Annotated in this window: 13 protein-coding genes and 1 pseudogene; 9 read left to right on the top strand and 5 right to left on the bottom strand. The window is 60.5% G+C overall.

All coding sequences use genetic code 11. From position 1 onward, the window contains the following. Window positions 1–99 precede the first annotated feature (99 nt). From ESZ00_RS06955 to ESZ00_RS06975, 5 genes are all read left to right on the top strand, one after another. Window positions 100–1,563 (top strand): alpha-L-fucosidase, encoded by a 1,464-nt coding sequence (locus tag ESZ00_RS06955; RefSeq protein ID WP_129207393.1) that lies wholly within the window; start codon window positions 100–102, stop codon window positions 1,561–1,563. Window positions 1,564–1,976: 413 nt separating this feature from the next. Then, entirely contained in the window at window positions 1,977–3,536 is a 1,560-nt protein-coding gene (locus ESZ00_RS06960; RefSeq protein WP_164981381.1) for a tetratricopeptide repeat protein, read from the top strand. A 71-nt stretch (window positions 3,537–3,607) separates the two neighbouring features. Further along, window positions 3,608–5,266 (top strand): tetratricopeptide repeat protein, encoded by a 1,659-nt coding sequence (locus ESZ00_RS06965; RefSeq protein ID WP_129207395.1) that lies wholly within the window; start codon window positions 3,608–3,610, stop codon window positions 5,264–5,266. Window positions 5,267–5,531: 265 nt separating this feature from the next. After that, window positions 5,532–8,945 carry a TonB-dependent receptor gene (locus ESZ00_RS06970; RefSeq protein ID WP_204520162.1) on the top strand — a complete coding sequence of 1,138 codons (3,414 nt, stop codon included), beginning with the start codon at window positions 5,532–5,534 and terminating at the stop codon, window positions 8,943–8,945. A gap of 520 nt (window positions 8,946–9,465) precedes the next feature. After that, the gene (locus tag ESZ00_RS06975) at window positions 9,466–12,834 is read left to right on the top strand and encodes a S53 family peptidase (RefSeq protein WP_229741004.1); all 3,369 of its coding nucleotides are present in this window, start codon (window positions 9,466–9,468) and stop codon (window positions 12,832–12,834) included. A 75-nt stretch (window positions 12,835–12,909) separates the two neighbouring features. Here ESZ00_RS06975 and ESZ00_RS06980 read toward each other — a convergent pair whose 3' ends face one another. Both ESZ00_RS06980 and ESZ00_RS06985 read right to left on the bottom strand, forming a co-directional pair. Continuing rightward, window positions 12,910–14,391, bottom strand: coding sequence for a sulfatase family protein (locus tag ESZ00_RS06980; RefSeq protein ID WP_129207396.1), 1,482 nt, complete (start codon window positions 14,389–14,391; stop codon window positions 12,910–12,912). Between the two features lie 104 nt (window positions 14,392–14,495). After that, the gene (locus ESZ00_RS06985) at window positions 14,496–18,053 is read right to left on the bottom strand and encodes a TonB-dependent receptor (RefSeq protein ID WP_129207397.1); all 3,558 of its coding nucleotides are present in this window, start codon (window positions 18,051–18,053) and stop codon (window positions 14,496–14,498) included. 311 nt (window positions 18,054–18,364) lie between these two features. On the opposite strand from ESZ00_RS06985, the gene ESZ00_RS20265 reads away from it, so the two are divergent. Then, window positions 18,365–18,763, top strand: coding sequence for a DUF6496 domain-containing protein (locus ESZ00_RS20265; protein WP_229741005.1), 399 nt, complete (start codon window positions 18,365–18,367; stop codon window positions 18,761–18,763). Between the two features lie 72 nt (window positions 18,764–18,835). Then, entirely contained in the window at window positions 18,836–18,979 is a 144-nt protein-coding gene (locus ESZ00_RS20270) for a hypothetical protein (protein ID WP_229741095.1), read from the top strand. Between the two features lie 26 nt (window positions 18,980–19,005). Here ESZ00_RS20270 and ESZ00_RS20275 read toward each other — a convergent pair. The 3 genes and pseudogenes from ESZ00_RS20275 to ESZ00_RS07005 all read right to left on the bottom strand — a co-directional run. Next, window positions 19,006–19,146: pseudogene (locus ESZ00_RS20275) on the bottom strand (FmdB family zinc ribbon protein); the annotation flags it as partial. Window positions 19,147–19,252: 106 nt separating this feature from the next. After that, window positions 19,253–20,872 (bottom strand): phosphoglycerate dehydrogenase, encoded by a 1,620-nt coding sequence (serA, locus tag ESZ00_RS07000; protein WP_129207399.1) that lies wholly within the window; start codon window positions 20,870–20,872, stop codon window positions 19,253–19,255. A gap of 77 nt (window positions 20,873–20,949) precedes the next feature. Next, a complete protein-coding gene (locus ESZ00_RS07005) occupies window positions 20,950–22,161 on the bottom strand; it encodes a pyridoxal-phosphate-dependent aminotransferase family protein (protein WP_129207400.1) in 1,212 nt (403 codons plus the stop codon). 85 nt (window positions 22,162–22,246) lie between these two features. Between ESZ00_RS07005 and ESZ00_RS07010 the strand changes: the two genes are divergently transcribed. Together ESZ00_RS07010 and ESZ00_RS07015 are read left to right on the top strand one after the other, a co-directional pair. Further along, entirely contained in the window at window positions 22,247–22,723 is a 477-nt protein-coding gene (locus ESZ00_RS07010) for a GatB/YqeY domain-containing protein (RefSeq protein ID WP_129207401.1), read from the top strand. A 282-nt stretch (window positions 22,724–23,005) separates the two neighbouring features. Further along, entirely contained in the window at window positions 23,006–23,653 is a 648-nt protein-coding gene (locus tag ESZ00_RS07015) for a hypothetical protein (RefSeq protein WP_229741006.1), read from the top strand. The last annotated feature ends 6 nt before the right edge of the window (window positions 23,654–23,659 follow it).

The following is a 23,659-nucleotide window of genomic DNA, read 5'->3' on the forward strand; positions in this document are numbered from 1 at the left end:
TCGAGTATCGCTAATGATAGAGTGTTTAGCCGTGCCGGTTCTCCGGAGATAACAGCGCGGAGCGATACGGCAAGCACTTCCGAGGGAGAGGGCGATTTCATGAGGGTATCGAGGCGGACGTTTTCGAAAGGCTTTGCGCTGGCCGCATCCGGTCTGGCGATCGGAGAGAAATCCACGCAGCTCTGGGCACAGATTCAAGGCGAGCACATTCAAACCACCCAGGCGCATCCGGTTCCACCGATTCAGGACACGGAAACAGCCGCGCAGAAAGAGGAGCGCCTGGGATGGTTTCGCCAGGCGAGATTCGGCATGTTCATCCACTGGGGCCTCTACGCGATTCCAGCAGGACGATGGGATGGAAAAGAGATTCCCGGCATCGGCGAATGGATTATGAACCGCGCATCCATTCCCGTCGCCGACTACAAAGCGCTGGCGCCGCAGTTCAATCCGACACAGTTCAGCGCCGCAACCATTGTCGGCCTCGCCAAGTCGGCAGGGATGAAGTACATCGTCATCACCTCGAAACATCATGACGGCTTTGCGATGTTCGACTCCAAGGCCGATCCATTCAACATCGTGCAGGCGACTCCCTTCAAGCGCGATCCGCTGAAGGAAATCGCAGAAGAGTGCCGGAAGCAGGACATCCGCCTGGGCTTCTATTACTCGCAGGATCAGGATTGGACAGCGCCCGGCGGCGCGGCATACAAAACCGGCGATCACCAGCCTCCCACCTTCCACTGGGACCCGGCGCAGAATGGCAGCTTCTCCGAGTATCTCCACAAAAAAGCGATCCCGCAGATCAAAGAACTGCTCACGAATTACGGAGAATATCCCGCCATCGTCTGGTTCGACACGCCCACCAAGGACATGACCCCGGAGCTGGCCGGCGATATCGTCAAGGTGCTCAATCAGCATCCCAGGCTGATCTGGAATAACCGCCTCGGCGGCGGCTATGAAGGAGATACCGAGACGCCCGAGCAATACATCCCCGCGCGCGGCTATCCCGGACGAGATTGGGAATCGTGCATGACGATGAATGACACCTGGGGTTTCAAGCAGGACGATACGAACTTCAAGAGCACGGAAACACTGATCCGCAACCTGATCGACATTGCGAGCAAGGGCGGCAACTACCTGCTGAATATCGGCCCCATGGCGACGGGTGAAGTTCCCGCGCCGGAGGTCGAACGGCTGCAGGCTGTAGGCAAGTGGCTGTCCGTGAATGGCGCATCCATTTATGCGACGCAGCCCACCCTGTTTGGTGCGGAAGCCGGTTCTTTCTCGCCGACAGAAAAGGACAAGGAAGGGAAGCCGAAGTTCATTCCCGCATGGCAGTGGCGCTCCACCACAAAAGCGAACGAGATCTATATCCACCTCTTCGAGTGGCCAAACGGATCATTCCATCTGGATGCAGTCCCGCGGCATGTGACCGGGGCCTATCTGCTGGCGGACGAACAGCAGAAGCCTTTGAAGGTAACGCAGTCAGAAAAAGGTCTTGAGGTTGCTCTGCCCGAACAGGCTCCAGACCCGATCGCAAGCGTACTGGTACTGAAGACGGCATAAAACGCAACGAACATCGTGCCACAGCATGTGCGCTCTTACTCCCTGCCCGTACTCCATGATGGAGCGAGGGCGCGCATGCTGTGGCATGGAATCATGTCACAGCAGAATTTGGCTCTACACAATTTCCGTGCGACTGGCGCAAAGATTCCAGTAGTCTTCGAGGCGACAGATCGGGACAAAGAATGCCGCCTGCAGAACCCACACAACGATCGCAAAGCCACAGGACGCAGCGCAAAACGTATGGGGCGATATGCGCGGTAATCCTGTTATGGGCCGCATGCCTGCTGCTGCACAAGCCGCGTGCCGCGGCTCAACCTGGCAGCACGGGAAACGCATACGTCGGCTCGAAGGCGTGTGCAGACTGCCACCAGCAGATCTATGACGAATACCAGCACACGAGCATGGGGCGCTCGATGGCAGAGATCACGCCTGCGCTCATCCGGACGCTGCATCTCCCCGCAAGCTACGACGATCCGGCAAAAAATCGGCACTTTACCGTCTACGCAAACAATGGCGCGCTGCTTCAAGGCGAGTTTGAAACCGATGCATCGGGCAACGAGGTCTTTCGCGACACGCATGCGCTGGCATGGATGATCGGTGCGGGAGAAAACGGATTAGGATTTCTGGCAAGCCGCGATCGCTATCTCTTTCAGGCGCCTTTGTCGTTTTACGCAAAGACCCAGGCGTGGAGCTATTCGCCCGGATATGAATTCGCCGACTACGGCTTCAGTCGTCCGATTCTCACCGGATGCATCACCTGCCACAGCGGATTTCCTCGCCCCGTTGCCTCCACAAACGGACAATACGAAGAACCTGCATTCTCGGAAGCCGCCATCGGGTGCGAGAAGTGTCATGGCCCAGGGCAACAGCATATCCGCGCCATGACGATGCGCGCGGCAAAAGGCGCGAAAGACGATCTGATCGTCAATCCCGCGCGCCTCAGCAGCACGCTGTCCGATAACCTCTGCATGTCCTGTCATCAGGGCGACGATGTGCGCGTGCTGCAGCCGGGCAAGCGGTATTCCGATTTCCATCCGGGCATGCCGCTCAACGATGTGCTGGCAATCTTCAAAATCCCACCTACGCGGGAGGCTCCTCCCGATGACGACCACGTGGATCACTACTATGCGATGACACTGAGCAAGTGCTATCGCGCCAGCGCCGGACGCATGCGCTGCATCACCTGTCACGACCCGCACGTCGAGCCATCAAAAGAGCAGGCGCCTGCATACTTCAATCAAAAATGCCTGACCTGCCACACCAGCCACAGCTGCCGTCTTCCGCTCGAGGCGCGCCAGCGCAGCACACCCGCCGATAACTGCATCGGCTGCCACATGCCGAAGCGGGCGATTCAGACCATCGCGCACACGAACGCCACCAATCACCGCATCGTCCGCACTCCGGGAGAACCGTTTCCCGATCTTGCGTTTCAGCAGACGAGCGCCTCGCTGCCGGATCTGATTCTTCTCGATCCGTCGCCAGGCAAACAGGCGGACTCGCCTCCGCTGCTTACCCTGCTGCAGGCATATGGCGAGCTCTCGGCAAGCAAGCCTGAGTATGTAGAGCCGTACCTGAAAATCCTGGACCTGCTGAGCCGGAGCCAACCGGAAAATGCGCTTGTACAAGCGGCGCTGGGACGCAGAGCCTTGAAGAGCGGAGATATGACACAGGCGGAGAAATATCTTCGCCACTCGCTGCAGCTTGACTCCACGCAACCCGCCGTTGCCGGCGACCTGGCAGAAGCACTCGAGAAGCTCGGACAAGCACAGGAAGCGGCGGACCTGCTTCGCAACGCCGTAGAGCAGGACCCATTCAACCCGGTTCTACGCAAGAAACTCATCGTCAGCTATATCGGTCTCCGCCAATATGCAGAAGCCAAGAGCGCGCTGGAAGCCTATCTCAGCGTCTTCCCTCAGGACTCCTTCATGCGACAGATGCTCGCGCGCGTGCAGGCATCCTCCACAAGCCCGTAGTGCAAAGCAAGGCGTTGTCGCGCGCGTTGCGAGGCTGCTAGGGTGTGCCGACATATGGATACGACCTCAACATGAATCTGCCTGAACAGAAGAAGACACGCTCCGAAGTGCGCCGCAGCAAAGCTCCTGCAGCCGCAACCATGGCGCTGCTGCTCTTCTTCATGACAGTTCTCCGCACGTCCTGGGCAGAGCCGCTGCCCGGATGCCACGGGCCTCAGGATCTCGAGCAGGCCGTCTCCTCGCATCCCTCCGCTCCTGCCTGGACGGCACTCGGAGAGTGGTTCGGAGGCCAGCACCAACTCCCCTGCGCGACGAGCGCCTTTGAGGTAGCACTGAAGCTGGCTCCGGACTCCTGGCAGAGCCGCTACGACCTCGGCCTCACGCTGTTGAACGCGGGCGATGACACCCGTGCCGAGCAGGAGCTTCGCAAGGTGCTGCGGCTGCGTCCCGGCATACTGCAGGCCCACGCGGCGCTGGGTGTCGCGCTCAGCCGTCTGCACCAGACCGACGCCGCCATCGCAGAATTTCGAATCGTGCTCAGGAGCGATCCGAAATCGCTGGCTGCGCTCGATGGCATTTCAAAAGCCTGGATCGAACAGAAAAAATACACCGAAGCGATTGCCATCCTGAAAGGCGCACCGGCCAGTGAGCCGCTAGAACTCGACCTTGCGGCAGCCTACTCCGGAACAGGAAATACCGAGGAAGCCGTGCACATCCTTTCCGGCCTGCTGAGCGGCGATCCATCCGATCTACAGGCCAGAGTGAATCTCGGCCTGGTATTTGCGGAGGCATCCCGTTACAGCGAAGCGGAGGCGGAGCTGCGCAAAGCCGATGCTCTCAGTCCCAACGATCCCTCCGTGCTCACGCCGCTGGCCATGGTTCTTTCCCGCCTCGACCGCAAGGACGAAGCGATCGCAACCCTTCGCAAACTCTGCGCCATCGAGCCCGACTCATCGGATGCTCACCTGAATCTCGGCATCGCACTGGCCGACGAGGTGCAGCTCAACAACGCGCTCCAGGAATTCTCCACAGCGATCCGTCTCGCACCCCGGAGCGCCATCGCCCACTACAACAAAGGGCGTCTGCTGCTGGATATGCAGCGCAATGACGAAGCGCAGCCGGAGCTCGAAACCAGCCTGCGCATCACCCCCCGGTTTGCTCAATCCTGGTATCTGCTCAGCCTGATCGCCAGGCAAAAAGGGAAAGACAGCGAGGCCGTCGACGATCTGCGCAAGGTGATTGCCATCGAACCCGGCAACGCAGAGGCTCATTACATGCTGGGACGGGAGCTGCTCAACGCTGGAGACCGTCCCGCCGCCATTACCGAATGGCGCAAGACCATCGAGATTCAGCCGAATTACGGCGAAGCGCTCTATAACCTCTCGCGTATTCTCGCCCAAACCGATCCGGCAGAGGCGAAACAGTTACAGGATCGATTTATCAGGTTGCAGGCCGAACAGCACGTGATGGATCGTGCCAGCATGCTGGGGAATTTCGCACTGGCCTCAGCGGACGCCCATGACTGGCCGCAGGCGATCGCCCATATGAAAGAGGCGCTTGCCGCCTGCCAGAGCTGCTCTGCCCTCCCTCAGCTGCACAAGGATCTCGGACTGATCTACTGCCGCTCCGGCGCCTACAACGATTGCCGGGAAGAGCTTCTTCTCGCGCAAAAGCTCTCCCCGGGCGATGCGGATATCGAAAAGTCACTCCGCATTCTGGCCGTGCAATAGTCCCTTCCCGCACGCCTCACATCCCCTTCTTTCCTGCTCCACGGCTCTCTTTCCGAGAATCCCATTGACAAATTTTTCCGCGTTCGCGTAGCTTGCTTTGCGTTTGACAAGCAAACCAATCATTTGACGTGTAAAAACAGGTAGCATCTGCATCCGCGGAATTTCGTCGTGTAATCGCCCATGGATTTCCGGCTGATCGACAAAGATCGGGAATCATCCGCTGATAGGAAAAGAGCCGCCTGGCGTTTTTCGGGAGGGAATACGCATGAAGGTTTCTTTGCGCTGGCTCAGTTTCGTCTTCGGACTCTGTCTCCTCACTTTGAATGGCTTTTCCCAGGTATCCACCGCATCGCTGAACGGAGTGGTGAAAGACCCGCAGGGAGCGGCAATTCCCAATGCAGCGGTAAAGCTGCGCAATCTGGATACGAACGTCGAGCGCACCACGACGACCAACAGCGACGGCGTGTATGCCATCGTGAGCATCCTTCCCGGCCACTACACGCTGGAAGCAACAGCCAATGGCTTCGGCACGCAGCAGATTCCCAGCTTCACGCTTGTGGTCGACCAGATTGCCACCTACGACTTTTCGCTCGCCATAGGCGTGCAGAACACGGTGGTGACCGTCCAGGGCGCGGCAGCTCGCCTGGATGTGACCAGCTCGAACCTGGGCACGGTGATGGAGACCAAGCAGGTCAACGATCTGCCCTTGAATGGCCGCAACTTCACGCAGCTGCTGCAGCTCACGCCGGGCGTTGTGCCCATCAACGTAAGCCAGAGCAGCGGCGGCGGCTTTGCCGGGCCGGCCACGGCCGAGGGCTCGTCGTTTACCTTCCCCGCCATCAACGGCCAGACGAATCGCAGCAACTTCTACTACACCGATGGCCTGGATAACTACGGCAGCCTGCTCAGCACCTACGCAGTCCCTCCGATCATCGACGCCATCCAGGAATTCAAGATCGTGTCGCACACCGATGATGCTTCGTCGGGCTCGGTGCTCGGTGGCGTGGTGAACGTCGTCACGAAATCCGGCACAAACGCGCTGCATGGCACGATGTGGGAATACATTCGCAACAACGCCTTCGATGCCCAGGAGTATTTCTCCGAGGTTCCAGCCTTCCGCCAGAATCAGTTCGGTGTCTCAGCCGGTGGTCCGGTGATCTTCCCCAGGCTCTACAACGGAAAGAACAAGACTTTCTTCTTTGGCGCCTACCAGGGATTCCGCTACACGAGACAGAACGATTCCCTGCTGAAGGTTCCGACCGCGGCTGAGCTTGCAGGCGACGAAAGCGACTGGCCCACACAGATCTACAATCCCTTTTCCACCACGCTCAGCACCGACGCGGCGGGGAACCCGGTTTATACCAGGCAGCCCTTTACGAACAACCAAATTCCTTCGAGCCTGATCAGCCCCCAGATGGTCGCCTTTGCACAGTTTGTATTTCCGGCAGCCGGCGCGGAAATCGGCTCAACCGGGGACAACGCGATCGATCCCACGCCGATCGTGCAGAGTCAGAATGAGTGGACCGCGCGCGTCGATCAGACCATCGGCGAAAAGAGCTCTGCGTGGTTCCGTTACAGCGCCATCAACTCCACACTTACCCAGTCCGGAGGCGTACCGGATCTCGCCAATACGACTACGGAGCCGGGCCGCAACTGGGGCGGCAGCTTTGTCCATACCTTCAACCCCAGCCTGATCGTGCAGGTCGACGCAGCACACACCCTGGTCCAGCACAACGGGCAAACACGCTGGACCAAATCCATCACCAGCGTCTTCGGCGATGTCGGCTTCTCGACCGACTTCGCCGGCAGCTTCAACGCCGACAATGACGGCAATCTGCTGCCTGACCCAGGCATCTCCGGCTTTGCCGACGGCGGCGAGAGCATTCAGAATCAGCCCAAGGTCACCGACAGCACGCAGGTCGACGGCACAGTCACGAAGATCATCGGCGACCATGAGCTGCACATCGGCGGCGGCTATACCAGCAACTCCTTCGCCAGCCCGATCGGTTACGCCAACCTGGGCTTCGCGGCGCAGCAGACCGGCAACCCGCAGAACTCCGCCGAGCCGGGCGACTCCATTGCCTCCTTCATCCTCAACGTTCCCAACAGCGCCAATCGCCGCAATGTGAACGAGACCACGCGGCCCGGCGGCGTGATGAGCGCATACATTCAGGACACCTGGAAGGCACTCCCCAAGCTCACCCTGAACTTCGGACTGCGCTACGACATCACCTTCATTCCGCCTTACGGCAAGGAATCCACGGTCGGTCAAAACGGTGGTATCGAGACCGGCGACATGGATCTCGATAACGGGACCTACATCCTGCAGAAAGTGCCGCCGGCATGCAGTGTGCGCGGCCATGCGCCCTGCATTCCCGGAGACGGCACGTTGCCCGAGCACGTCGTAGTCGACCCGCGCGGCAAGATCGCACACAACGATTACGACAACTTCGGCCCTCGCCTGGGCTTCGCCTACCGCTATGACGAGAAGACAGCCATTCGCGGCGGCTTCGGCATCGTCTATGACAACTGGGCCGCGGTCAGCCAGATGGCGCAGAACATCGAAGGCTCCTGGCCGGACGTAGGCCAGCTGATCAACAACAGCCTGAACATACCCAGCACCACAGCCGTCACACCTAACGCAACGGCGCAGAATCCCTTCGCCGGCAGTACGGCAGGACTCTTTCCTGCCGCGACTCCCTTCCAGCAGGTGCAGTGGTTCTACGATCCGCACATCAAGAATGCTTACTCCGAGCAGTGGACACTCGGAGTCGAGCGCCAGGTCAGCAGCTCGACCACTGTCGGCCTGAACTATGTGGGCTCCGTGGGACGCAGAAACGATGTGGGCGGCTATTACAACACCGCGCTCAAGCCCGGCCCTGCCGACCCGCAATCCCAGGCTCTCTTCCCCTACATCGCTCCCACCTACTACGACCGCAGCATCGGATCGTCCTCTTACCATGCTGCGCAATTCATGCTGAACCGGCGCCTGAACAACGGCTTCTCCTATCAGGTCGCCTACACCTGGTCGAAGTCGATGAATGTCGGCGGCGATGGCTGGTTCGGCGTAGAAGGCACCGTGCCGCAGGATCCCTATAACCCCTCCGGCTATGGAAGCTACTCGGTATCGGGCACCGATCTTAGAAACGTTCTCTCGGTTAACACGCTTTATGAAATCCCCGTCGGCAGAGGACGAACCTTCTCCACCGGGAAGCCCTTCCTCGACTACATCCTGGGCAACTGGCAGTTGAACAACATCTTCACCGCCCGCTCCGGCCAGGTCTACACTCCGGATACAAGCAGCGACGTCGCACACACCGGCAATGGCGCAACCTATGAAACGCTCGATATCGTCGGCGACCCCAACGGCATCAAGCGATCCCCGAAGGAGTGGTTCAACACGGCCGCATATGCCACACCGCCGCTCTACACCTATGGCACCGCGGGACGAAATTCCTTACGCACGCAGGGATTCTGGGATCTCGATACCTCGGTCTTCCGAAAGTTCCCCATCCACGACGATCTGAGCTTCGAGTTCCGGGCCGAAAGCTTCAACCTGGCCAATCACCCGGTCATGGGAACCCCGGACGCGAACATCAACGACTCCACATTCGGCGTCGTCAGCAGTACTGCCAGCACAGCACGCGAACTCCAGTTTGCCGGCAGAATCATCTTCTGAGAGCCCCAGGTAAACAACGCGGCGCCCGCGATGCAAGAGCTGACGCCGCGTTGTTTATTGCCTTCCAGATTTGTCATCTTGCCCGTGGCGCAGCAAATCGATATAGGTCATGCTCCTGCCAGTTTTCGGGCGCCGTGCCACTGGCTTCAGGCGTGATTTCCAGAAGGACTCCAGAAAAAGCTGGTTGACAGGCATCGGTCGAAGTGTAAAGATGCCGCCACGGTGGAATCGTTTCCATCCTGCATTTCACCGGAATATAGATTGCTACAGTTCCGTTACCCGCCCTGCGGCCAGCAGACTTCGATCGCCGGTCGAACGCTCCCGCATGGCCTGAATTCCGCTCCCTCTGTTGTCAGTTCCCCGCTTTGCCTGCAGTAACAACATCGACTGTGTTTGTGAAACGGAGATACAAGTTATGCGCGGTTTCCCCCGAAGAGGCCTCTGGCTGCAGTTCGCCCTTTCCTCTCTTACGATGATTGCGATCCCACTCTGCAGCAGCGCAGATGCAGCAGCCCAGCGCGTGCATCTGCCAAGACACATTGCCGCACCGTCCAACGCTGCATCGTCCGGCCAGACCATGGCGGCGAGCCAGACGATGGGGCTCACCATTTCCCTCCCCATACGCAACAAGCAGGAGCTGCAGACACTGCTCCAGCAGCAGCAGAATCCCTCCAGCCCGCAGTATCACAAGTACCTCACCCCGGCGGAGTTCACCGCGCGCTTCGGCCCCACGCAGGCGGACTACGACAAACTCATCGCCTACGTGAAGGCGCAGGGCATGACGGTAACGCGCACGCACACCACGCGCATGGTGCTGAATGTGACCGCGCCCGTCTCCTCGGTAAACAAGACCTTCGCAGTGACCATGCGGCAGTATCAGCATCCGACGGAGAACCGGACCTTCTTCGCTCCGAACATAGAGCCGACGGTCGATGCCAGCGAGCCGATCGTGGATGTGCACGGACTGACGAACTATGAGCTTCCCCATAACTACCTGGTGAAAGCCAGCCATGCCGCGCAGTCTTACACCACAGGCTCCGGCACAGGCGGCTCCTTCCTGGGCAGCGACATGCGCGCCGCCTATGCCTCCGGCGTGACGCTGGATGGCACCGGCCAGTCCGTCGGACTGGTCGAGCTTGGGCCCTACAACATCAGCGATGTGCAGAACTACTTCAGCACCATCGGCCAGCCTCTCGATGTGCCGATCTTCAACGTTCTGCTGGGCGTGGACGGCATCTGCTCAGGGCTGCCCTCCACCGGCGGCTGCGACGACGGCGAAGAGGTCATCGACATGGAGCAGGCGATCTCCATGGCGCCGCATCTCTCCGCGCTGATCGTCTATGTGACGAACGGACCGGACACCGATGCGCAGACGGCCTTCGCGCAGGCCGCAGAGGATGACGCGGCCAAGCAGATCAGCCTTTCCTTCGGCTGGGGCGGCACACCGGAGACGGAACCGGGCTACGAGCAGGTGTTCATGGAGCTGCTCGCACAGGGACAGAATGTCTTTGTCTCCTCGGGCGACAGCGGCGCTGCGGTCGGTACGGTCGGCTATCCCGGCAACAGCACCTACATCACCGCAGTAGGCGGCACGGACCTCACCACAACCGGGCCCGGCGGCGCATGGTCATCGGAGTCCGGCTGGGTGGGCAGCGGCGGCGGATGGAATCCGGCCTCGGCAATCCCCAGCTACCAGACCCCGGTGATCAATGCGCAGAACCAGGGCTCAACGCAGTACCGGAATATTCCTGACGTGTCGATGGAAGCCAACACCGACAACTACTACTGCGCGAATGGCAGCTGCCAGACGGGCATCGGTGGCACCAGCCTTTCGGCTCCGCGCTGGGCGGGCTTTCTGGCCCTGGCCAATGAGCAGTCGAACGGAATCCCCATCGGCTCTCTGAATCCGCAGGTCTACGCGATCGGACAGACCTCGAACTACACCAACCTCTTCCACGACATCACAACCGGCAACGACTTCAACTCGAGCAGCCCGGACATGTTCTCGGCGGTAGCAGGCTATGACCTGGTGACTGGCTGGGGCACGCCAAACGGACAGGCGACTCTGAACGTGATTGGGCCGGCTTCGACAAGCAGCCCGAACTTCACCCTGACCGCCTCGGCAAACTCCATTCCGCTGACTGCAGGAGAAAGCGGTTCGACGACGATTACCGTGACTCCGACAAACGGCTTCACCGGCGCAGTCACGCTCACTGCGAAGGTCATCGGCGGATCGTACGGACCTGCCGGCGTAACCGCGACGCTGGGTCAGTCCTCCATCACCACTTCCGGCTCCACAACGCTCGACGTGGCGACCACCAGCGCCACGCCCGGCGGCAATCTGCTGGTCGTCGTAACCGGCAGCGCCCAGGGAATCACGCAGACGGCATACATCACGCTGGCCCTGCCGGACTTCGGGCTGACGATGACACCGACCACTCTCTACCTGAACCAGAAGGACTACACGACGGCCACGGTAACCGCTGCACCGGAGAACGGCTTCACCGGAAAGGTGAAGTTCGCCTACAACGGCTCATTGCCGACGGGCGTGGATGCTGGATTCCTTCCGAACACGAAGTCGGACACCGCAACGCTGGCGCTGCTGGCCGGGCCAATGGCGCTGACAGGCGTCAACAATCCGGTCGCGATCAGCGCAACCTCGGGCAGCCTCACCCAGCAGTACTCCTCCGCAGCACTGGAGGTAAGTGCGGCGCTGGGCAAGTGGGGCGCGGGTACCCCTGTGGACCTGACGAGCGCGTACAACGCCTATGCCGCATTCAGCGACGGCACCACATTCACAACGCAGGGCGGACTGGGCGGCTATGCCTATTCGGCCAACCAGCTCTCCACGGCGCGCGTGCTGAATGGCGTGCAGTTCAACTTCGGCAAGGCGAACACCGAGAATGGCGTAGCCGGCGCAGGACAGACCATCGCACTGCCCAAGGGCAAGTTCTCGACCCTGCAACTGCTGGCCACCGGCATCGACGGCAACCAGACCAACCAGGCACTGACCGTGACCTACACGGACGGCACGACGCAGAGCTTCACGCAGAGCTTCAGCGACTGGTACTCGCCGTCGAGCAATCTCGGCGAAGGCGAAGCCATCGCCTCGCAGCATCGCAACGAGGAGAACGGAACCGAAGACACAAGGCAGTTCAACCTTTACGGCTATGCCTTCCTGCTCAACAGCTCCAAGGAAGTGCAGAGCGTGACCCTGCCGAATAACAGCGACGTGATCGTGCTGGCAGCAACCCTGGTGAGCCCGGATCTCGGGACGCAGGTGAACCTCGCCAGCGCCTTCAACGCCACCGGCATCTACACGGACGGTTCGACGTTCTCCGCCTCGGGTGGTATCGATGGTGGTGGCGCGGCCTATTCGGCAAACCTGCTGGGCGACCAGACCGGCTCGCGCAGCTTCATCGCCAACGGCATCGCGTACACCATCGCAGCGGCCAACCAGCCGAACGTGGTCTACGGTGCAGGCTCGGCGATTGCACTGCCGAGCGGGAAGTACGATCAGATCCGCATCCTCGGCACCGGCGTGCAGGGAGACCAGACCGCGCAGACCGTGACCATCACCTACACCGACGGAACCCAGTCAAAGAAAACTCTGAGCCGTACTCTGACGCAGAGCTTCAGCGACTGGTACACACCCGCCCACTACCAGAACGAGTCCGAGGTGTACGCGATGGCCTATCGTGATTACAACGATGGCTCGCAGGACGACGACACCTTCAACCTCTACCAGTACATCCTGCCGCTCGACGGCTCGAAGACCGTGCAGTCGATCGAGCTGCCGAATAACCGGGATGTCATCGCGTTGGCCATGACGCTCGTAAAGAGCGGCTTCCGCCCATGGCAGAACGGAGCAGGACAAGGAGGCTGGTAAAGCTCGCATCCCAAGCAACAAAAATCCCGCGAAGGCGAAGGCCTTCGCGGGATTTTCTTTACCGGCACAACGGCTTCAAGCACCGGGCGGATGCGTAGCAGCCGGCACCTTCTGCTGCAGCTCATCGAGACGGGCGAGCAGATGCTGCTGCAGAGCTGAGGTCTCCGGGCGACCGTACAGGTTCGTAGTCTCGCCGGGATCGGCCTGCAGATCGTAGAGCTCGAACTCCTGCGGTTCCATCCCATAGTGAATAAGCTTGTATCGCTCGGTGCGAATGCCGCGATGCGGGCGCACAGCCTCGGGGTTGGGCCACTCGAAGTACTCGTAATACCACTCGCGGCGGAACTCCGGATCTGCGGCCTTAGCCAGCGGCAGCACGCTCTTGCCCTGCATATGCGCCGGGACAGGCAGCCCGGCAAGATCGAGGAGCGTCGGCGCAAGGTCAATGTCGAGAACCTGTTCCTTGCGTACGGTACCCGCCGGAATGCGCTCAGGATAGCGGATCATCAGTGGCACGCGAATGGACGGCTCATGCATGAGCCGCTTGTCGAAGAGACGAAATTCCCCCAGGAAGTAACCATGATCTGAGGTCTGCACAATGGCGGTCTCATCGAGAATGTTCTTCTTCTCGAGCCATGCGACGATGCGTCCGATGTTCTCATCCACAGCAACCAGGCCAGAGTAGTAGTCCTTCACGATGCCTTCATGCGAACCGCAGGCAACGTGCGTCATCGTGGTGCCGATTTTGTTCTCCGCGGCAACAAAACCCTTCGGCTTGCCGGGATACCCCTTCAGGTCATCGTCGAAGGTGGCAGGCTTTTCGACCGGCGTGTCGCGATAAAGATCGAAGTGCCTCCGCGCGCGGAAGTAAGGCTCATGCGGAGCGACAAACCAGACAAGCAGACAGAAGGGCTTGTCGCCGCGGTCTTCTTCTAACCATGCAAGGGCGCGGTCAACGGTAAGATCGTCGGGATAAACGCCGGGGTACTGCTTCTCCTCGCCGACCTTGCCCTTGCGGCCTTCCTTGAAGAACGGATTGACATAATTATTCGAAGGATCGTTGTGTCCGAAGTAGTAGTCCCAGTAGCGCTCTTCCACGCCATTGCGCACATGCACCTTGCCCAGGATGGCGACCTCGTAGCCAGCTTCGTGGAGCAGATCGGTAAACAGCGGAATATCGCTCGGCAGCGGCACATGCGAACCGTTGTTATCGAGCGCGGAATTCGTGCGCGAGTAGAGACCGGTCAACGCCGTGGCGCGAGCCGGGGCACAAAGCGCATTGGTGCAAAAGGCATTCTCAAAACGCATGCCTTCGCGGCCAATGCGGTCATGATGCGGCGTCTTGAGAATGGGATTGCCGGCAATCGAGAGCGCATCCGCGCGCTGGCCTTCCCCAAGAAAGAAGACAAGGTTAGGGCGCTTCTGCCTGGGCGAGAGCGCGGAAAGCCTGCCGCTGGCGGCAAGCGTGGCGCCGACCGCGGCAAGCGAGCCCTGCAAAAATTCACGGCGGGTAGCGGAAGAAGCAGACGACGGAGCGGTTTCATGCGATTGCGGCACAGTTCGATCTCCCGCAAGAACGAGTAACAGATCGTGCGCCGAATTGCGAATGCGTAAAAAATGGCCGGACACGTTGCATGTCCGGCCTCGGAGGGCAATCACGCTCAGAAGTAATACTTCAGAGCCAACTGGAGAAAGCGCGGATCGGGCGAATAATTGCCCAGGAATGCCGTGCCTGTAATCTGACCGCCGATGTTCGACGTCGACGTATTCGACGGCGTTCCCCAGGCGGGCGTGTTGAAGAGGTTATAAACATCGGCGCGGAACTGCAGATACTGTTCGCGGAACGTGGTGAAGTTCTTGGTCAGGGTCATATCCACGCGCTGCCATCCTGGGCCTGAAATCTGCGAGCGCGGGCTGCCGAGATAGGGAAGGATATTCGCCGCTCCGGTAATCTCCTGCGTGACCGAGCTGGCCAGCGGAGGATCTGCGAAGGCGCACGGGTTGTACCAGTTCGCGCGGGTTCTTACCTTTGCCGGGCAGGTGATCGTCGGGTTGCTGGCCGGTGCCGTACCGCCGCCTTTGAAGGGGTCGCTGATCAGGTAGGGATAGGCACCCGCGCCATTCACCGTCGAGGTATTCGACGACACCGTGAACGGGAAGCCATCCTGCGTGCGGAAGAGCGCTGTCGCATCCCATCCGCCCGCGAGGGTGTCTGCCCAGCCGCGATGGTTCAGATATTTGCGTCCTACACCGAAGGGCAGCTCATAGGTGCCGGAGAGGTTGAATTTCTCCCGAACATCGAAGGGCGAGTTGCCGTAGTCGATGCGCACGCCAAAAACCGGATACATGCGGTCGCCGCCGTCGTTGTTGCTGGGCAGCGGCTCGCGCGCATCGTCCAGGCTGTGCGCCCAGGTGTAGGAGGTGAGGAAGCTCAGGCCATTCGAGAAGCGCCGCTCGAGCTTGGCCTGCAGCGAGTTGTAGTTGCCGATCGCACCGAAGATGAGCTGGTGGATATTGCCGTTGAAGGTCGGATAAGGCTCGGTCGCCTGTCCGCTGACGCCGGGCGGCTCGAGCGCCGTCCATCCATCCGGCCACACCACGTCGGCCAGGTGACGCGATTCCGCGCCCACATAGCTGATGGTTGCCGTGGTGTTGTGCGTGATGCCGTACTGCACGCTCAGGTTCTGGTTCATGGTGTAGCTGGTCTTCACTTTGCGATCCCAGCCTGTCAGCGTCGGAGCAGTCAGAGCCGATGCTCCTGCCGCGGGGCCGGTCGCCAGCTTGATCGTGTCATCCGGGCAGCTCGCCACGGTGCAGCTGGTGATGTACCACTCCTGCTCGATGTCATAGGGATAGTTCGCGCCAAGGTTCACATAGTTGCCCAGGTTCTCCGCACCGCCGTAGTAGATACCGAAGCCCGAACGGAAGACGATGCGGTCGGACGGCGAGTAGGAGATGCCGATGCGCGGAGCAAAGTTCATGTGTTGCGGCGTCACCAGGCCACGATCGCCGGTATAGCCGAGGGTGATGTTATCGGCCGCGAGCGCCGAGGTATAACTCGAGCTGAGCGCGATGCCCTCCTGCGATTTCGGGAAGATATACATGCCCGAAGCTCCGGGAGCATTCGTTGCACTCGTCGGATAGAACTCCGCCTGCTTGTCGTTGCGCTCCACAGGCGAGGAGAAGAAGTCATAGCGCAGGCCCAGTCCGACCGTGAGTTTCTGGCTCACCTTCCAGTCATCCTGCAGATAGGCCGCACGGTACCAGTGGCCATTGTTGGTTGGCGTGGGATCGGAGGTATAGGTGTAGCTCATCGTATCGGCAAAGAAGTCCGCCGGACCAAAGCCTGAAGCCGTAGCGCTGCCGGAGAGCGCCGTCATCGTTCCGCCATAGTTATAGGCGCCGGTTCCGAAGGTCGGCTGATAGACCGAATAACGGATGTTCTGGAATTCCACGCCGAACTTGAGCGAGTGATTGCCCAGCACGCGCGTGGCATCGTCGATGATCTGGTAGACATTCTGCCCTTCCGGAGAAGGCTGGAAGTTCGGAGGCCCGATCTCGTTGAACTCCGAGGTATAAATCTGCGCCAGGCCGCCGTTCCCCTTCGACGCATCATACGGCGCAAGACCACCGAGACCGTATTCCGCATCGAGCGAACCGTTGTTATAGCTCTGCTGATACCAGGAGAAGAGTCCCCAGTTATAGGAGAAACGAGCCTGGTTCACAAAGTTTGGCGAGAACACATGGTTCCAGCTGAAGACCGCATTCTTGTCGTAGTTCTTGAAGTATCCGTCGTTGTCCGTGCCGCCGCCATCGAAGACCGGCCCGAGCGGAGCGGCAACATAGCGATCCTCATGGGACCAGCTCACGCGCCCAAAGATCTGATCCTTGGCGCTGAGGTTATAATCGACGCGAACATCGAACTGGTTCGTGTTATCGGTAGTCGCCTGGCTCCACGCGTAGTTATTGTAGGTCTGCCCCGCCGGGCCGGTGTTCGGCGCAGGATAAGCCGCGAGGAAGATCTTCTCGGCGATCGGGCTGATCTCCGAAGCGCACATCACGTTGATCGCATTGCCGCAGGCGCTGCCGAGATAGTCCGTTCCGGTGGCACCGCCGTCGCTGTGCGGCTCATAGATATACCGCGGCGTCGAGAGGCCATTGAGATTCGGCGTTAGCTCCTCGGAGAAGTTACCCGGATCGCTGCGCATCAGAGCCGTGGGCACGCTGGTGATCGAAGGCGAGTCTTCAATGATGCGATTGCCTTCATAATCGCCAAAGAAGAACAGCTTATTCCGGATAAACGGACCGCCGAAGGTAAAGCCGAACTGGTTCTGGTGATAGGGCTGCACAGTGGTCGGCGAGGTCACGCCCGAGGCCCATTCCGTCGGCGAAGCCTGGCCCAGATCGTTGTTGCGGATGTATTCCCACACGTCGCCGTGGAACTGGTTGGTGCCCGACTTGATGCTGGCATTCACCACCGCGCCGGCCGAGTGGCCGAACTGCGCGCTCGAGTCCGAGGTCACGACGCTGAACTCCTGCAGCGCATCCGGAGGAGGCTTCACGTTGTAGCTCGCGCCGTTGAGGAAGTCGATCGAGTTGGCGTTGTTATCCACGCCGTCGAGGATGAAGTTGTTCTGTGTGGCGCGCTGACCGTTGGCGATGAAGTCGCCATTGCCCTGCCCGCGCGAACCGTTCGAGTTCGTCACGCCGCTCGAGAGTTGTGCGAGGAAAACATAGTTGCGCTGGTTGAGCGGGATGGCATTGATCTGCTGTTGCGTCATGGTCTGCCCGGTGGAGGCATCCTGCGTCTGCATCAGCGGCGTGTCGTCGGCATTCACGGATACAGACTCCGTGGTGCTGCCGACCTTCAGGTGAATATTCGCCTGAAGGCGTCCGCCCACCTGCACTTCGAGACCAGTCTTGGTCTCGGTGGCAAAGCCCTGCGCGGTCACCGTCACGGCATAGTGGCCGACCTTGATCGGCTGAAACACGTACACGCCGCTGTCATCGGTTGCGGCCTGGACCGTGAAGTTGGTATCGAGATTGCGCAGCTGCACCGCGGCATGAGGAACCACTGCCCCCTGCGGATCGGTGACGGTGCCGACAAGAGCACCCTGGTCAAGCTGCGCGGAGAGCAGATGAGGAAGGAACAGCACGAGGAGCGCGAGCAGCCAGCGCATCCAGCGGATAGAGGAAGAAGCACAGCATCTTGCAGTCATTGGACCTCTCCGAAAGTCCGCGGACTCCCTTCCGGGAAAAGGTTTCCCTTAATACCGGCTTGGGGGCCCAGCGGATTAAGCCTCATGGATGTAAACGTTATCTTGCGCGCCCAACATACTCTGCCTGCCCCCATAACCCTGTCAACCCCCTTGCAGCCATTTTTCGTAACCGCTTCCAGAAGCTCTTCTCCGGGCGTTACGCAGAAGGTACCCGCACCCAGCGGCTGCGCAACCCTGCACGCGGAGCAGGCTTCCCACTGCTGAGGTCCGCTGTGGCAACGGCGATACAGGACCGACAAGGGAGAATGCACATGGCAATCAAGAAAAAGGCAGCGAAGAAGGCTCCGGCGAAGAAATCCGCGGTAAAGAAGAGAGCCGTCAAGAAGAGTGTGGTGAAAAAAGCAGCAGGCAAGAAGACCGCAGGGAAAAAGACGGCAGCCAAAAAGAGTGCCGTGAAGAAATCCCCCGCCAGAAAGAGCGCAGCGAAGAAAACCGCACGCCGGAAGACAGCGGCAAAAAAGAGCGGAACCCGGAAATACAGTGCCGGCGCATCGAAATCAGTCGAGCGCGAGATCAAGGCAATGAAGAAGGGTCAGCTGAAGTCGGGCCGTAGCGGCAAGAAGGTCACCAGCCGCAAACAGGCTATCGCCATTGGGCTTTCCGAGGCACGAAAGAGAGGGGCCAGGGTCCCCGCACTCCGGTCACGCTGAAAAAAACTGTAAAAGGATCATTGGAATACGGCAAAAAGGAGTCGAGCAAGAGCGAGTGACGATCACTCGCTCTTGTTCGAAGAACCGGAGCTGCCGGTGGACGTGCTCGGCGCAGGAGCCGGGGCTTTGCTTTCCGATGTGGAAGCGGAGGACTCGGACGATCCCGCAGAAGTAGACGACGGTCCGGGCTTCGCCGAAGCACTCTTGCCGGCGTAGTCGGTGACATACCATCCCGACCCTTTGAACTGCACGGCGGGCGCGGAAATGAGGCGCTCGACCAAGCCCTTGCAGACCGGGCATTCGGTCAGCGGGTCGGCGCTGAAGCTTTGAATTTTTTCAAACTGGTGGCCGCACTGGGTGCAGCGGTATTCATAGAGAGGCACGTGCAGAACTCCGGGTTAGATGCGCTTGCTGGCTCTATTCTACCGGCTGGCCTCAGTTGCCAGTCCCCCGTACCTGAGAACTGGGGACTGGCAACGTGGCAGGCTATTAGTCGGCCAGGGCCAGCAGCGGCTTTTCGCCGAGTGCGGCGACACGGACCTCGGCAATCGCCTCGACCTTGCGCAGAGCGCGCAGGGCAGTCTCGTCGAGATCGCCATCGACCTGGATAACAGCGAGAGCGGTGCCTTCCGGCACGGCGCTTCCCCGCACGGCACGGCCGAGTGCAAAGTTGGCGATGTTGGTCTGGAAGTCGCCGAGGATGGTGCCGATGCGCCCGATCACTCCGGGAACATCCTGGTTGCGCAGCACCAGCAGGTTGCCTTCCAGCGGCGCCTCGACGTCAATGCCGTTGAGGTTGAGCAGGCGCGCTGAAGTGCCATGCAGCACAGTCCCGCTGGCGAAGACTTCGCCGGACTGGGTATGCGCGGTGAGCTTGAGCACGTTGCCGGCGCCACCCGAGGCGGTTGGCTTCTTCTCTTCCGAGACGCGGATGCCGCGCTCTTCGGCAACTGCGGTCGCGTTGATGCGGTTCACGCCTTCGCTATGGCCGAGCAGACCTTCGATCGCGCTGTTGCGGATGAGGTCGGTCTTCCCTTCGCTGATGCGGCCGTTATAAGAGATGCGCAGGCTCTCGAGGTTGCCTTCGGCGAAGTGCGAAAGGAAGGAGCCCAGCCGATCGGCAAGCGTGATGTAGGGCGCCAGCTCCACGTACTCCTCGTGCGAGAGCGAAGGCAGGTTCACCGCATTCTGCACTACGCCGAGCTTGAGGTACTCGCGGACCTGCAGCGCGATCTGCACGCCGACAGCCTCCTGCGCCTCATTCGTCGAGCCAGCGATGTGCGGCGTGAGGATGACATTCTCGAGGTTGAAGAACGGCGAATCCTTCAGCGGCTCCTTGTGAAACACATCGAGAGCCGCGCCGCCGACATGACCGCTCTTGAGGGCCTCGGCCAGATCGGCTTCCACAATCAGCTCGCCGCGGGCGCAGTTCACAATGCGCACGCCCTTCTTCATCGTGGCAAGCGTCTTCGCATTGATGATGCCGGAGGTCTGCGGCGTAAGACCGACGTGCAGCGAGAGGTAGTCCGCGTCGCGGAAGAGCTCTTCGACCGAAACGAGCTGGATCGCGTTCTCGCGCGCAACAGCGGCGGAGACGAAGGGATCGTGCCCAATGATCTCCATGCCGAAGCTGCGGGCGCGGCGTGCGACCTCAAGACCGATGCGGCCGAGACCGAGGATGCCGAGCTTCTTGTTGCGCAGTTCCACACCCTGCAGCGACTTCTTCTCCCACTTGCCGGCGTGCATGGTGGCATTCGCCTTGGGCAGCTGGCGGGCAAGCGCAAGCATCAGACCGATGGTCAGCTCGGCGACAGCGATAGCATTCGCGCCAGGAGTGTTCATCACCACGATGCCGCGGCGGGTAGCGGCGTCGGCATCGATGTTGTCCACGCCGACACCGGCACGGCCGATCACGCGCAGCCTGGGCGCAGAGGCGAGCAGCGCGTCATCCACCTGCACAGCGGAGCGCACAACAAGGCCGTCGGCATCGGCAAGCTCAGCGGGGAGACCGTCTTTGATCTGGTCGTGGGTAACGATTTTCCAATCCGGCTCACTCTGGAAGACAGCAAGGGTAGCCGGGGAAACTTTCTCGGCGAGAACGATCTTCATTTCTGCTCCTGTGATTCTGAAAGACAAAGCGCCCACCAGCCATCAGCCGGAAGGGCGCTGCTAAAAAAGCAGGCGCCCTATCGGGCGCCTACCGGTTCTGCTTCCTGCTTCTTGGCTGTTGTCGCTTCCACGTATGCCTTCTGCGCAGCAGCGACAGCCTGCCCGAACTGGAAGTTCGGAATCTTCAATGTCGAGACGGCCACCTGCTCAAGCGCAGCGATGATGGCGATGGTATCCATGTAGTCGAAGAAGCCGATGTGCGCGATGCGGAAGATCTGGCCCTTCATCTCGCCCTGGCCGTTGGTCACGACCGCGGCGAAGCGGCTCTTGAGCTCCTTGACAATCACGCCGGAATCGACGCTCTCCGGCGGAAGAATCGCGGTAGCCGCGGCAGCCGGAGCCGTAGGCCCGAAGAGCTTGAGGCCCAGGGCTTCGACAGCGGCGCGGGTCATCGCGGCGCAGGTCTCGGCGTTATCCACCAGCGCCTTGCGGCCGGCGGCGAGATCGCCTCCGCCCTGCGCGGCGATGTAGTCGAGCGCGGCGCCCAGCGCGGCGATCAGCGCGACAGCCGGCGTGTAGGACGACTCGCCCTTGAGGGCGTTCTTGCGCTCCTTGCGCAGATCGAAGTAATAGCGCGGATTCTTCGAGGTCTCGGTCGCGGCCCAGGCCTTGTCGCTCAGCGCGAGGTAGGCGAGGCCCGGAGGAATCATGACCGCCTTCTGCGAGCCGCCGATGATGACGTCGATGCCAGAGCCGTCCACATCGAAGTGCGTGGTGCCGAGGCCGGTGATCGCGTCGACGACCAGCAGCGCGTTGCTGCCGATCTCCTGGATGAGCTTCGCAATGCCTTCAACATCGTGGCGGACGCCGGTCGAGGACTCGGTGGCCTGCACGAAGACGGCCTTGGTCTCGGGCTTGATATGAGCCTTCACCTCCGCGAGCGAGAAGGTCTCACCGTTGGGCGCGGTCAGCGTGTCGACCACGCAGCCGAAGGCCTTGGTGATCGCCGTCCAGCGCTCGCCGAACTTGCCGGCCGAGAGCACCAGGACATGATCGCCGGGCGAGGTGAGGTTCGAGACCGAGGCTTCCATCGCACCGGTACCGGAAGAGGCAAGCAAAAGAACGTCATTCTTCGTGCCGACGAAGGCTTTCAACTGCTCGAGCACCCGCTGGTAGAGCGCGCGGAACTCGGGGGTCCGATGGTGGATGTCGGCGGCCGCCATGGCAAACTGTGCAGCGGGAAGAAGAGGAGTCGGACCAGGAGTAAAGAGGCGCGTTTTGCGAATCATCTCGGGTTTTTCCTTTGCCCACGATTGTACTGAGCACACGCCGGGGCCGCTTTCTTCATATAATGGGGAGTTTGGACAAGAGAACATGAGTACTTCCGGCATAGCGCAGCAGATTGAAAAAGACGTAATTGCATCCATGAAGGCACGCGATAGCGAACGCGTATCGACGCTGCGCATGGTAAAGACCGCGATCAAGAACAAAGAGATCGAAAAACGGTCGCCGCTTGACGACAACGAAGTGCTGCAGGTGCTCACCACGCTGATCAAGCAGCGCAGGGAGTCCATCGACCAGTTCACCAAGGGCAACCGCCCGGAGCTGGCAGCGAAGGAAGCCGAAGAGATCACCGTCATCGAGGCATACATGCCCAAGGCCGCGGGCGAAGAAGAAATTCGCGCGCTGGTCACCGAGACGCTGGCCGAGCTGGCCGTCTCCGGCGACGATCTTGGACCGAAACAGATGGGCCTCGCCATGAAGGCCGTACAGGCGCGTATCCAGGCAAAGGGTCTGCGTGCCGACGGCAAGCAGGTAAGCGAGATCGTCAAAAACGCGCTCTCTAAGTAGGGACTGGCCGTCCAGGCCTTTCGCTTCGCGTGGCGCTCCCTTTGGTCGCGAGCCGTGGTTCTGCTCTCCATCCAACAAGAAGCTACGGGCAGCCCACTCAAGCCTGTTGTTGGCGTGGGTGGGCTGCGGCTCCCCCGCACGGGCACGAAACAGGGTGCCCCATGTCTCGACTTTGAGACATGGAGGGGCACGAACCCCGACAGGCAGCCTCCGGACGCGCACAAGAAATCCGCTGACAGAGCGGCAATCCTCATGGAGAATGGGGACCACGGAGACCTCCCTGTGCTCGATGTGCATCCGCCCCATGAGCCGGTTCTCAACTGGCGCGACTTCCTGATTCACCTGTTCACCATCACCATCGGATTGCTGATCGCAGTCGGCATCGAAGGCTGCGTGGAGTGGCGGGAACACCGGCATCTTGCCAATGAAGCCGCCGCCAGCATGACGGATGAGATTCGCAGCAATGCGAAGGATCTGCAGGGCGTCTCGTCCGACATCCACAAGCAACAGGCCACGCTGAAGGAAGACGTGGCAATGCTCAAGCAGGTGCTGCAGACAGGCAAGCTGCCCCATGGGACGCTGAGCGTCCATTTTTCGATCACGGACTTCGACGAGGTGAGCTGGAAAACGGCGCAGTCGACCGGCGCGCTGGCGTTTATGCCATACAGCCAGGCGCAGGAGTTCTCGAACATCTACAACACGCAGGAAGAGCTGCGCACAGCCGAGCACCAGGCGGCGCGGGATGCGATTGTGAGCCTGGGCACCATCGCGCCGATGGAAGATAACAAGGACGATATGAGCCCGGCCGACGCCAAAACGATGATGACAAACATCGGCATACTGCAAGGGCAGTTGCTGCTGGTCGACGCGCTGGTGACGGACCTCGACGGCGAATACAGGAAGTACCTGGCAGCGCATCCTCAGGATTGATAAGGT

This window comes from Silvibacterium dinghuense, assembly GCF_004123295.1.
GTDB classification, from domain to species: Bacteria; Acidobacteriota; Terriglobia; order Terriglobales; family Acidobacteriaceae; genus Silvibacterium; species Silvibacterium dinghuense.